An 11,750-nucleotide genomic window follows, 5' to 3' on the forward strand; every position below is an offset into this window, starting at 1 on the left:
ATGCCCCACGGCTACGCCACCATGTCCGTCGCCAGCATCCTGGCCGAGACCGCTCACCGGATGCCCGACAACGTGGCGTTGATCTTCAACGGCCAGGAGATCGCCTACCGCGACCTCTGGGACGAGACCCGCCGCTACGCGGGAGCGCTGCGCGACCTCGGCGTCGGACCGGGGGACCGGGTGGCGCTGATGATCCCGAACGTGCCCGACTTCCCGCGCGCCTACTACGCGGTGCTGGCCCTGGGCGCGGTCGTCGTCCCCATCCACGCGCTGCTCAAGGCGGCCGAGATCGAGTACATGCTGCGGGACTCCGGATCGACGCTGCTGATCTGCGCGGCGCCGCTGCTGGCCGAGGGCGCGAAGGGCGCGGCGCTCGCCGGCATCGGCACGCTCTCGGTGCTGGTGCCGGACGACATGGTCGAGCGGCTCCCGTTCCCGCGCCTGGAGGACGCCGCGGCCGGCGCCGAGCCGATCGACACGTACGTGCCGCGCGACCCGGTGGACACCGCGACCATCCTCTACACGAGCGGCACGACCGGCAAGCCGAAGGGCGCGGAGGGGTGCCACTTCGCCCTCGTGGAGCAGGTGAACGTCCTGCTCTTCGGCACCTTCGACTTCGAGCCGACCGACCGGGTGCTCGGCTGCCTCCCGCTCTTCCACACCTTCGGGCAGACCTGCGTCATGAACATGGGCTTCCGCGCAGGGGCGACCATCGTGCTGGTGCCGAAGTTCGACGGGGCGACGGCGCTGCAGCTGCTCAACGCGCACGGCTGCACCATCATGACCGGCGTGCCGACCATGTACATCGCGCTGCTGGAGGCCGCCAAGACCAACCCGGAGCGGCCGCCGCTGCGTTACGGCCTGAGCGGCGGCGCGGCCATCCCGGTCGCGGTCATCGAGCGGATGAAGGAGGTCTACGGCATCGACATCCACGAGGGCTACGGGCTCACCGAGACCTCGCCGGTCGCCTCGTTCAACAGCCGCGGGAAGCCGACCAGGGTCGGCACCGTCGGCCAGCCGATCTGGGGCGTCGACGTCGACATCGCGGACCCGGAGGTGGACGACGCCATCCACCTGCTGCCGCGCGGCGAGCTCGGCGAGATCGTCATCCGCGGCCACAACCTGATGAAGGGCTACCTCAACCTCCCGGAGGCCAACGCGGAGGCGGTCGTGGACGGCTGGTTCCGCACCGGCGACCTCGGCACGAAGAGCGAGGACGACTACATCACGATCGTGGACCGCAAGAAGGACATGATCGTGCGCAACGGCTACAACGTGTACCCGCGGGAGGTGGAGGAGGCGCTTTCCACGCATCCCGCCGTCGCGCTCGTGGCGGTGTTCGGCGTCGCGCACGACACGCACGGCCAGGAGATCATGGCGGCGGTCACGCTGATGCCGGGCTCCGAGGCGACGGGGGAGGAGCTGGTCGTGTTCGCGCAGGAGCGCGTGGCGGCGTACAAGTACCCGCGGCGCGTGGAGATCCTGGAGACCCTGCCGCTCGGCCCGAGCGGCAAGGTGCTCAAGCGCGAGCTGGTCGCCCGCTTCGAGACGCAGACCCCCGTCGGGTAGGGCTACGGCGCCGTGTCGAGGAGGCGGAGCCGGTAGGACGAGTTGAGGTAGTACGCCGCGAGCAGCGCGTAGCTGATGCACGCGACCGCGGGCACGACCGCGTTCTCCGGCTTGCTCGCGAGCGCGCCGACGCAGGAGATGAAGGCCAGGATCGCGAGGATCCCGCCTAGCCAGAATCCCGCCGCCGGGCGCCCGGTCGCCCGCCACCAGGGTCGCGGGTCCTCGCGGTTCTCGCCCTCGCCGCGGAAGATGCGGGTCCCGACGATCACGTAGGCCACGTTGAGCACCGCGACGACCAGCACGTCGAGCGCCGGGTTGACGAGGCGGTCGATGATGAAGAAGTTGAGCGCCAGGATCCCGCCGAAGACGCCGACGACGTAGATGACCTTCCCCGTGATCGTGGTGATTCTCACGGTGCGAGCCTAGCCGCCCTGCGGCGGGCGCGGAGGACCCGCCTCCGCGCCCGCAGAGGCGCAGCCGAGGGTCAGTTGACCTCGTTGGGGTGCGCGCTGACGCGGCCCTCGCGCTCCATCGCCGTGATCGCGGCGACCTCGGCGGCGCTCAACTCGAAGTCGAAGACGTCGAAGTTCTCCGCCATCCGCTCGCGGCGGTTCGACTTGGGGAACACGATGTTGCCAGTCTGCAGGTGCCAGCGGATGACGACCTGCGCGGGGGTCTTGCCGTGCGCGGCGGCCGGGCCGGCGACCTCCGGGGCGTCGAACAGCGGGTACTTGCCCTGCCCGAGCGGACCCCAGGCCTCGATGTGGATGCCGTGCTCGCGCGCGAACGCGGTGACCTCCGGCTGCTGGTGCGCCGGGTGCAGCTCGATCTGGTTGACGGCCGGCACGATCTCGGTGTCCGCGAGCAGCTTCTCCAGGTGCGGGACGAGGAAGTTGGAGACGCCGATGGCCTTGGCGCGGCCGGTGGCGTAGATCTTCTCCAGCGACGTCCAGGCCTCCACGAAGGTGTCCTTCTGCGGGGTCGGCCAGTGGATGAGGTAGAGGTCCACGTAGTCGAGGCCGAGCTTGCCGAGGGACTCGTCGAAGGCGGCCTCCGCGTCGGTCTGCCGGTCGTTCCAGAGCTTGGTCGTGACGAACAGCTCGTCGCGCGCGATGCCGGAGGAGGCGATCGCGGTGCCCACGCCCTCCTCGTTGCCGTAGATGGCGGCGGTGTCGATGTGGCGGTAGCCGACCTCCAGCGCGTCGGTGACGATGCGGGTCGTCTCGGCCGGGTCGACCTTGAAGACGCCGAAGCCGAGCTGCGGGATGGTGGTGCCGTTGTTCAGGGTCAGGAGCGGAGTATTTGCGTGTGCAACCATATCGTCCACGATAGCAAGCCCGCGCGCTCCGACCGGACCCGGGGTCGTAGGGTGAGCGCATGACGAACCGGCTGGCGGGCGCGATCAGTCCCTACCTGCGCGCGCATGCGGAGAACCCGGTGGACTGGTTCCCGTGGGGGCCGGAGGCCTTCGCCGAGGCGCGCCGCCGCGACGTGCCGGTCATCGTCTCGATCGGCTACGCGACCTGCCACTGGTGCCATGTGATGGCGCGGGAGAGCTTCAGCGACCCGTTGGTCGCCGCGCTGATGAACGAGCGGTTCGTGTCGATCAAGGTCGACCGGGAGGAGCATCCCGATGTCGACGCCGCCTACCTCTCGGCGGCGAGCGCGTTCACCGAGGGCCTCGGCTGGCCGTTGACCGTCTTCGCCACCTCGTCGGGGCGCGCGTTCTTCGCGGGCACCTACTTCCCGCCGGTCGCGACCGGAGGCCGGCCGTCGTTCAGGCAGATCCTGGATGCGGTCGCCGACGCCTGGACGGACCGCCGCGCCGAGGTGGAGGCGGACGCGGGCAAGGTCGGGGAGGCGCTCGCCGCGGCGGCGGCGCGGGCCACGACGGCCTCCGAGCTGCCGGGAGGCCGCGCCCTCGACGCGGCGGTCGCTGCGCTCGCCGAGACCGAGGACCCGTTGTACGGCGGGTTCGGCGGCGCGCCCAAGTTCCCGGTCGCGCCGGTCCTCGGCTTCCTGCTGGAGCGGCCGGCGGGCCGCGAGCTGGCGCACCGCACCCTGCGCGGGATGGCGGACTCCCCGCTGCGCGACCCGGTCGACGGCGGCTTCTTCCGCTACGCCACCCGCCGCGACTGGAGCGACCCGCACTACGAGCGGATGCTGTACGACAACGCGCAGCTCCTCGACGCGTACGCGACGGCGTGGGCGCAGACCGGCGAGGAGTGGGCCGAGCGCACGGCGGACGGGGTGGCCGCGTTCCTGCTCGGCGTGCTCCGCCGGCCCGGCGGCGCGTTCGCCTCGGCGCAGGACTCCGAGAGCGTGATCGAGGGTGCCCGCGTGGAGGGCGGCTACTACCGCGTCCCGCCGGCCGAGCGCGCGACGCTCACGCCTCCCGCGCTGGACGAGAAGGTGCTCACCGGCTGGAACGGCTTCGCGATCGGCGCGCTCGCCCGCGCGGGCCGCATCCTGAACCGGCCGGCCTGGATCGTCGCGGCCAGGGAGGCCGCCCGCTCCGTGCTCGACACGCATCGACGGCCCGACGGAACGCTCGGCCGAGCGTCGGTCGACGGCGCCGTGTCCGAGGCGGTGGCGACGTTGGAGGACTACGGCGGACTCGCCGGCGGCCTCCTGGAGCTGGCGCTCGCGAGCGGCGACGTGGAGGCCGCTACTGTGGCGCGCGAGTTGGTGGACTTGTGCCTGGAAGCTGTGGACGGCGGCGAGTGCCCGTTCGGCGTCCCGGGCGGCGGCGACCCGCTGCTGAAGTCGACCGGCCTCGCCGTGCGCGTCGACCCGTCCGAGGGCGCGTACCCGTCCGGCCTCACCGCGACGGCCTCCGCGGCGCACACACTCTTCCTGATGACGGCGAGCCGCCGCTACGAGCGCGCCGCACGCGAGGCGATGCGGCTGGTCGCGGGGCCTGCGGCGAGCGTCCCGAGCGCGTTCGGCGCCGCGCTGGCGCTGATGTCGCGACTGGAGGGCGAGCCGCAGCAGCTCGTCGTCGTGAGCGAGCCCGCGGAGGGTGCGCCGGATGATCCCGAGGGTCTGACCGCTGCCGCCCGCCGCCATCCCGCCGACCTGGTCGCGCTCGTGGACGCGCCCCAGGGTGAGGCACTTGCCGCAGCGGGCTTCCAGCTGTTCGCCGCCCGCGGCACGCGCGACGGCCTCCCGACCGCCTACCTCTGCCGCGACTTCGTCTGCCGGCTCCCGGTCACGTCGCCCGCCGGGCTCTGAGCGGCCTCAGCGCACGACCCGGTACGTCAGGTGCGCGACCTCCGGCGTCACCCGCGACCGCAGCAGCTCCAACTGCAGGGAGGGCACCCGGTCGAAGACCCGCTCGCCCGCGCCGAGCGTGAGCGGCACGACGTGCAGCCGCAACTCGTCCACGATGCCCGCCCAGAGCGCCTGGTTGAGCGTCTCGGCGCCGCCCGCGATCGTGACATCCGCGTCGCCGGCGGCCGCGCGCGCCAGATCGGTCGCCGCGTGGATGCCGTCGGTGACGAACTCGAAGGTCGTCCCGCCCTCCATCGGGATCGGCTCGTGCTCGTAATGGGTCAGCACGAACACCGGCGCGTGGTACGGCGGATCGTCGCCCCACCAGCCGCGCCAGTCGCCGAACGTGTCGCCTTCGGTCGGCCAGTCGCCGCGCACCGGGCCGAACATGTTGCGCCCCATCACGTAGGCGCCTGCCGAGGTGATCGCGGCGATCTCCTCCACGTGCGCATCGCGGTACTCGTACATCCAGGTGTGCAGCCGCTCCAGCCCGCGCTCGCCGAGCGGGTTCTCCAGCGACTGGTTGGGCCCGGCGGCGAACCCGTCGAGCGAGACAGCGATATCGGCAGTGACGATCCCCATGCCGCCCGGTTTACTACGCGCGCTCGACCTTGTCGAGCATCCCCCAGACCGCTTCGCTCAGTTCGGGGTGCTCCAGGGCGATCCGGCGCAGAACGCCGAACTCGAACCGCGTGTACGTGTCGCGGCCGGCAGCGGGATGGTGCGCCCGCGACTGCTCCTCGGCGAGGTCGAACTCCTCGATGGCTCCGGCACGCAGCGAGATGACCACCTGCTCGTCGACGCCCGGCAGGTCGGGGATGAAATGCCAGGGGTCCTCGCCGGCACGGCAGCGGTGCTCGATGATCGCGGAGAGCTCGTCGCGCGCCTGCTGGCGCAGCACTTCGATGCTGCTCGGGACCTCGTCCACATCGCCCTCCTTCACTGCGCCTCTGTTCCCCATAGCGGCGGTCCCGGCGTCGTCGCCGGTACGGTGTCGTACAGCCTAAACGGCGAAAGCGGCCTCCGCGAATCGGGGTGTAACGGGAAGTCCACGGCAAGGTGAACACCTTCCGCCGGCCCCTACCCCCAACGGCCCGCCCGAACTCCCCGCCGCGGCTACCGGAGGAGATGGGGGCCGACACGCCGGGGCACGTCGGTCAACGGAGGAGTTCCGGGCGTGCGGCGGCCGGGACTCCTCCGTTGCCGACGCGCGGGTCGGCTCAGGGGGTGCCGGACGGCGGGGCGGGGCTCAGTGGGTGCGGGAAAGCAGGTACCGGTTCAGGTCGGCGGTCAGGGCGGCGTCGACCGGGTACTCCCGGCCGTCGAGGTGGGTGATCGGGCCGGCCTGGCGGACGCTGGAGACCAGCCACAGCGCGTCGGCGTCCGCCAGCTCCTCCGCCGTGATGTGGCGGTACTCGGTCGGGTAGCCGCGCTCGGCGAAGAACGCGAAGACGGCGGCCTGCGTCGTCCCGGCGAGGATGCCCTGGTCGGTCTGCGGCGTGCGGACCGCGCCGTCGGCGAGCACGATCACGTTGGAGGTCGGCCCCTCCAGCGCGTAGCCGTCCGAGCTGATGAAGATCACGTCGTCCGCGCCGCGGCGCGCCGCCTCCCGCTGGGCCGCGCGGTTCACGGCGTACGAGAGGCTCTTGGCCCCGGCGAGCAGCCACGGGGAGGTCTCGGCCACGTCGTGCCGGAGGCCGCGGTCGAGCGTGACGACCTTCAGGCCGAGGCGCTGCTGGGTGAAATCCTCGCCCTGGTCGACGAAGATCCAGCCGCTCGGCCGGCCGCTGCCCTCCACGCCGCGCGTGTAGATCAGCTTGGCGAACAGCTCGCCGCCTGCGCCGTTGCGCGACTGGTAGTCCGCGACACCGGCGAGGACCGCCTCGTGCCAGACGTGCTCGGCGGGCACGGGGAGGTCGAGGAGCTCGGCTGAGTGCGCGAGCCGCATGAGGTGCGGGCCGAGCGCCTGCGGGTGGCCGTCGATGACGGCGATGGTCTCGAAGACGCCGTCGCCGCGGGTGATGCCGAGGTCGGTGATCCGCACCTGGGCGGCGTCGAAGTCGGCGAGGGCGAAGCCGGGGTCGCCGGTGGCGGGCTCTCCGGTCGGCACGGTGATGGTCAGCAGCGTCGCGCGGGTCATGTGCCTATTGTGCCCGGGTGCAGCGCAGAAGTCAGGGGTGCCGGCTCAGTCCGTCTGCCGGATGCGGAACGCGTCGTCGCCATCCGGGACCGCTTCGGAGACCCGCACGTCCTCGACCGCGCTGCCCGGCGGCCCGGTGCGCAGCCAGGCGAGCATCCGGTCGACGCTCGCGGGCTCGCCCTCCACTTCGACCTCCACGCTGCCGTCGGAGCGGTTGCGCGCCCAGCCGGCCACGCCCAGTCGGTGCGCCTCCTCGCGCGCGCTCCAGCGGTAGCCGACGCCCTGCACCATCCCGGTCACGATCGCCCGCCTGCGGATCGTCGTCTGTTCCTGGCTCACGCCGCCCATTCTGCTCCTGATTGAATTGTCCGGTGACCTCCATCGACGCCCTCCGCTCCGACCTCGCCGCCGCCGGCTTCACCGTCGACGGGCTGACCGCGCTGTGGGGCGAGGAGGCCGCAGAGGCGCTGCACCGCGGGCAGCGCGTGCCTGCGGAACGTGCGCTCGCGCGGGCGGGCGGCAGCCGGCTGGCGACACTCGCGGAGTTGTTCGTCCTTGGCAGGCCGGTGGGCCGCGGCGCCGCGGCGGAGGCGCTGCCGGCCCTCGGGCTGGACGACGCGGCCGGACTGGGGCTGATCAGGCAGGAGGACGACCTGATCGCCCCCGCCGTCGACCTCCGTCCGTACGCGTTCGTGGATGCCCTCGGCCCCGCCGAGTGGTGGATCGTCTCCGACCTCGGCGAGCTCGCGCTGGGCGGCGCCCTCCCCGAGCACCACGTGCTCGGCGTCGGCGGCGCCTCCATGACGCTCAGCGGCCTCATGCTCCAGCGTCCCGTGCGCTCGGCGCTCGACCTCGGCACCGGCTGCGGCATCCAGGCCCTGCACGCCTCCCGGCACGCGGAGCGGGTCGTGGCGACGGACATCTCCGAGCGCGCCCTCCGGCTCGCCGCGCTCAACGCCGAGCTGAACGGGGTCGAGGGCATCGAGTTCCGGCTCGGGAGCATGTTCGAGCCGGTGGCGGGGGAGGCCTTCGACCACATCGTCTCCAATCCGCCGTTCGTCATCACGCCGAGGACCGAGGGCGTCCCCGCCTACGAGTACAGGGATGGCGGGATGGTCGGCGACGCCCTGGTCGCGGCCTTCGTCGCCGGCTGCTCCGACCACCTGAACCCGGGCGGGGTCGCGCAGCTCCTGGGCAACTGGGAGTACCACGACACGGCGGACGCCCTGGAGCGCGTGCGCGGCTGGGTGGACGACTCCGCGCACCCGCTCGACGCGTGGGTGATCGAGCGCGACACCGAGGACGCCGCCCAGTACGCCGAGACCTGGATCCGCGACGGCGGCACGCGGCCGGGAACGACGTTCGACACGCTGCTGGGCGCCTGGCTCGACGACTTCGAGGCGCGCGGGGTCAGGGAGGTCGGCTTCGGCTACGTGCTGCTGCGGCGGGCGGAGGGCGTGCCGACCCTGCGCCGGTTCGAACGGATGCACGGGGCGCTGGGCGCGAACCAGGCCGGGCTCGGCATCCACCTCGGGGAGTGCCTGGAGGCGCACGACGCGCAGTCCGTGCTGGACGACGACGCCTTCGGCGCGCTGCGGCTCACGGTCGCGGGCGACGTGACAGAGGAGCGGCACCTGTGGCCGGGCGCCGACTCGCCCACGGCCATCCTGCTGCGCCAGGGCGGCGGCTTCGGGCGCGTGGTCGGGGCCGACACCGGGCTGGCGGCGCTGGTCGGCGCCTGCGACGGCGAGCTCAGCGTGGCCGCGATCGTCGGCGCGCTCGCCCAGCTCCTCGAGGTGGACGAGGACGCTCTGCGCGCCGACCTCCTCCCCACCGTCCGCGCCCTCGTCACCGACACCCTCCTCCACCTCCCGTAGCCAACCGCCGAGTACGCCGAAAGTCAGGCCGAAAACCGTCGAGTACGCAGACAATCCGCGTACTCGGCGGGTGCTAGCGCGGCGGGCCGGGGACGAGGCGCACGGGGACGAGGCGCACGTCGACGAGGCGCACGTCGGCGAGGCGCACGTCGGCGAGGCGGGCGTCGGCGACGGTCGCGGTCAGGTACGTGCAGACCGGCTGGCGGCGGCGGTCGGTGGGGGAGCCCGGGTTCAGGAGGCGCAGGCCTCCCGGCGCGACCGTGTCCCACGGGATGTGCGAGTGCCCGAACACCAGCACGTCCGCGTCGGGGAAGTCGCGCTCGCAGCGCTCCTCGCGGCCCTTCGCCGGCCCGGTCTCGTGGACCATCGCGAACCGCAGTCCGCCCAGCTCGAACCGCGCGACCTCCGGCAGCCGGCCGCGCAGGCCGGGGCCGTCGTTGTTGCCCCACACCCCGATCAGCCGCCGCGACCGCTCCTCCAGCAGGTCGAGGGTCGCCTCGTCCACCCAGTCGCCCGCATGCAGGACCACGTCCGCCGCCTCCACCGCGGCCAGCACCTGCGGCGGCAGCGCCTTCGCCCGGAGGGGGACGTGCGTGTCGGACAGCATCAGCAGCTTCACGTTGCCAAACGGTAGGCGATAAGCCGCGACGAGGCTAGCGTCGGGGCATGGACCTCAGGACCCTCGGAAACAGCGGAACCATCGTGTCCGCCTTCGCCCTCGGCACGATGACGTTCGGCGCGGAGGCCGACGAGCCGACCTCGCACGCCATCCTGGATCGCTTCGTCGACGCAGGCGGCACCCTCATCGACACCGCGGACGTCTACAGCGCGGGGACGTCGGAGACGATCATCGGACGCTGGCTGACCCGCAAGCACGGCGCCCGCGACCGGCTCGTCATCGCGACCAAGGCGCGCTTCCCGATGGGGCCCGGCTCCAACGACCTCGGCCTGTCCCGCACCCACCTGCGCAAGGCCCTCGACGACTCGCTGCGCCGGCTCGACGTCGACCACATCGACCTCTACCAGATGCACGCCTGGGACTACCTCACCCCGCTGGAGGAGACGCTGCGCTTCCTGGACGACGCGGTGACCGCGGGCAAGATCGGCTACTACGGCTTCTCGAACTACCTCGGCTGGCAGCTCACCAAGGCGGTCGCCGTCGCGGACGCCTACGGCTTCGTCGCGCCGGTCACGCTGCAGCCGCAGTACAGCCTCCTGGTGCGCGGCATCGAGCACGAGGTCGTCCCCGCCGCGCTGGACTCCGGGATCGGCCTGCTGCCGTGGTCGCCGCTGGCCGGCGGCTGGCTGAGCGGCAAGTACCGCCGCGACGAGTCGCCCACCGGCTCGACGAGGCTCGGCGAGAACCCGAGGCGCGGGATGGAGGCCTTCGACGCCCGCAACGCCGACCCGCACACGTGGGAGGTCATCGACGCGGTGCAGACGGTCGCCGAGGAGACCGGCGCGAGCATGTCGCAGGTGGCCCTCGCCTGGCTGGTCGACCGTCCCGCGGTGTCGAGCGTGATCCTCGGCGCCCGCACGCTCGAGCAGCTCGACGACAACCTCGCCGCGGGCGAGCTGGAGCTGAGCGACGAGCAGCTCTTCACACTCGACGACGCGAGCGCGCCGCGCACAGAGGTGTACCCGTACGGCCCGCAGGCCGTCGCGCAGCGGCACCGCAAGCGCGAGGGAGGGCGCTAGCCCGTCCGCGCCCGCAGCGGGGACGCAACACGCCGCCATCGCCTTCGCGTGACGGCGTGTCGCGTCCCCTCTGCGTCGGTTACCTCGGGCCGGGGACGACCGTCAGCACCCGCTCGATGTACTCGAAGAACGACACCATGAAGCGGCGGAGGAAGGCCTCCGTCGACTCGTCCGTGACCGTCCCGTCGTCCTCGATCAGCCCGGGCTTGAGCTGGATGTAGGCCTCCGGCGCGTTCATCTGCGGCGCCTGCAGGAAGCTCAGCACGCTGCGGAGCTGCTGCTGCGCCACCGCCGTGCCGATCGGGCCGGTGGACGCCCCGATCACGGCCGTGGCCTTGCGCGCGATCACGTTCTCGCCGTGCGGCCGGCTCGCCCAGTCGATCGCGTTCTTCAGCGCGCCGGGGATGGAGCGGTTGTACTCGGGCGTGATGAACAGCAGCGCCTGCTGCGCCGCGATCGACGCCTTGAAGTCGCGGACGACCTCCGGGAAGTCCCCGTCGTAGTCGCGGCTGTAGAGCGGCAGGTCGGCGATCCCGATGTCGGTGAAGACCAGCTCCTCCGGCGCCAGCTTCAGGAGCGCCGTCGAGAGCCTGCGGTTAATTGACCCCGACGAGATGCTGCCGACGATGTAGCCGACGCGGTAAGGCGGTTGGAGCTCGTTGACCGTTGCCATGCCGCCAGCTTGCCCCCGGCCTCGCGCGGTGTCGAGTCCCGCGCCCACGCCCTCCCCGCCGCCATCTGAGTCCTAGGGACGCCGGAATAGGGCATCTTCCCGATGTGGGAGGGGGTCCTTAGCGACGAATCTGAGGTCATCGAGAAAGCAGTTCGACGAAGGGTGTGGGGATCATGATGCTGTCCGAGGAGTTCGTGGCCGCGCGGGTGTACGCGGGGGATGCCCAGCGGGCCGAGCACGACCGGGAGCTGGTGCGCCGCCTCCGCGAGGAGCGGGCCGAGCGCCGGGCGGAGCGGGCGGCCGGGCGCCGGGCGCGGCACGCGGCGGCGGTGCAGGAGGCCGTGGCCGAGCCGGTCGCGGCGCCGGCAGCGACCGGGTCCGAGGTCGCTCAGGAGCACGCTCCCGTGTCGGCTCCCGAGGGCGCGCACGAGGACCGGCGGGAGCTCGCCCACTCCGGGCGATGACCACCGTTCTGCCGTGGGCGAAGCGTGGCAGGACGGGGGTTCGGATGTCGGTGGTC

13 protein-coding genes are annotated in these 11,750 nt (G+C 72.4%); 5 read left to right on the forward strand and 8 right to left on the reverse strand.

What is annotated here, in order from left to right; all coding sequences use genetic code 11:
* Positions 1 to 1,569, forward strand: coding sequence for a long-chain fatty acid--CoA ligase (locus ACFQ9V_RS07185; protein ID WP_382458482.1), 1,569 nt, complete (start codon positions 1 to 3; stop codon positions 1,567 to 1,569).
* A 2-nt stretch (positions 1,570 to 1,571) separates the two neighbouring features.
* Here ACFQ9V_RS07185 and ACFQ9V_RS07190 read toward each other — a convergent pair whose 3' ends face one another.
* Positions 1,572 to 1,982, reverse strand: a complete 411-nt coding sequence (locus ACFQ9V_RS07190) for a hypothetical protein (protein WP_382458483.1) — start codon at positions 1,980 to 1,982, stop codon at positions 1,572 to 1,574.
* Between the two features lie 71 nt (positions 1,983 to 2,053).
* A complete protein-coding gene (locus ACFQ9V_RS07195) occupies positions 2,054 to 2,887 on the reverse strand; it encodes an aldo/keto reductase (RefSeq protein ID WP_382458484.1) in 834 nt (277 codons plus the stop codon).
* 59 nt (positions 2,888 to 2,946) lie between these two features.
* Here ACFQ9V_RS07195 and ACFQ9V_RS07200 point away from each other — a divergent pair, with 59 nt between their 5' ends.
* A complete protein-coding gene (locus tag ACFQ9V_RS07200; RefSeq protein ID WP_382458485.1) occupies positions 2,947 to 4,803 on the forward strand; it encodes a thioredoxin domain-containing protein in 1,857 nt (618 codons plus the stop codon).
* 6 nt (positions 4,804 to 4,809) lie between these two features.
* On the opposite strand, the gene ACFQ9V_RS07205 is transcribed toward ACFQ9V_RS07200, so the two are convergent.
* From ACFQ9V_RS07205 to ACFQ9V_RS07220, 4 genes are all read right to left on the reverse strand, one after another.
* Positions 4,810 to 5,424, reverse strand: a complete 615-nt coding sequence (locus ACFQ9V_RS07205) for a dihydrofolate reductase family protein (RefSeq protein ID WP_382458486.1) — start codon at positions 5,422 to 5,424, stop codon at positions 4,810 to 4,812.
* Positions 5,425 to 5,437: 13 nt separating this feature from the next.
* Positions 5,438 to 5,770, reverse strand: a complete 333-nt coding sequence (locus ACFQ9V_RS07210; protein WP_382458487.1) for a hypothetical protein — start codon at positions 5,768 to 5,770, stop codon at positions 5,438 to 5,440.
* 321 nt (positions 5,771 to 6,091) lie between these two features.
* The gene (locus ACFQ9V_RS07215; RefSeq protein WP_382458488.1) at positions 6,092 to 6,982 is read right to left on the reverse strand and encodes an aminodeoxychorismate lyase; all 891 of its coding nucleotides are present in this window, start codon (positions 6,980 to 6,982) and stop codon (positions 6,092 to 6,094) included.
* Between the two features lie 45 nt (positions 6,983 to 7,027).
* On the reverse strand, positions 7,028 to 7,321 hold the full coding sequence (locus ACFQ9V_RS07220; protein ID WP_382458489.1) for an acylphosphatase: 294 nt from the start codon (positions 7,319 to 7,321) through the stop codon (positions 7,028 to 7,030).
* Between the two features lie 32 nt (positions 7,322 to 7,353).
* Between ACFQ9V_RS07220 and ACFQ9V_RS07225 the strand changes: the two genes are divergently transcribed.
* Entirely contained in the window at positions 7,354 to 8,859 is a 1,506-nt protein-coding gene (locus ACFQ9V_RS07225; protein WP_382458490.1) for a methyltransferase, read from the forward strand.
* Between the two features lie 73 nt (positions 8,860 to 8,932).
* Here ACFQ9V_RS07225 and ACFQ9V_RS07230 read toward each other — a convergent pair whose 3' ends face one another.
* A complete protein-coding gene (locus ACFQ9V_RS07230) occupies positions 8,933 to 9,478 on the reverse strand; it encodes a metallophosphoesterase family protein (RefSeq protein WP_382458491.1) in 546 nt (181 codons plus the stop codon).
* A 47-nt stretch (positions 9,479 to 9,525) separates the two neighbouring features.
* On the opposite strand from ACFQ9V_RS07230, the gene ACFQ9V_RS07235 reads away from it, so the two are divergent.
* Positions 9,526 to 10,557: an aldo/keto reductase gene (locus tag ACFQ9V_RS07235; RefSeq protein ID WP_382458492.1), complete on the forward strand. Its 1,032-nt coding sequence runs from the start codon at positions 9,526 to 9,528 to the stop codon at positions 10,555 to 10,557.
* 79 nt (positions 10,558 to 10,636) lie between these two features.
* Here the strand turns inward: ACFQ9V_RS07235 and ACFQ9V_RS07240 are convergent, their stop codons facing one another.
* Positions 10,637 to 11,230: an NADPH-dependent FMN reductase gene (locus ACFQ9V_RS07240; protein WP_382458493.1), complete on the reverse strand. Its 594-nt coding sequence runs from the start codon at positions 11,228 to 11,230 to the stop codon at positions 10,637 to 10,639.
* Between the two features lie 173 nt (positions 11,231 to 11,403).
* Between ACFQ9V_RS07240 and ACFQ9V_RS07245 the strand changes: the two genes are divergently transcribed.
* A complete protein-coding gene (locus ACFQ9V_RS07245; protein ID WP_382458494.1) occupies positions 11,404 to 11,694 on the forward strand; it encodes a hypothetical protein in 291 nt (96 codons plus the stop codon).
* Positions 11,695 to 11,750: the final 56 nt, after the last annotated feature.

The sequence above is a fragment of the Leifsonia sp. NPDC056665 genome, assembly GCF_042791795.1.
GTDB lineage: Bacteria > Actinomycetota > Actinomycetes > Actinomycetales > Microbacteriaceae > Leifsonia.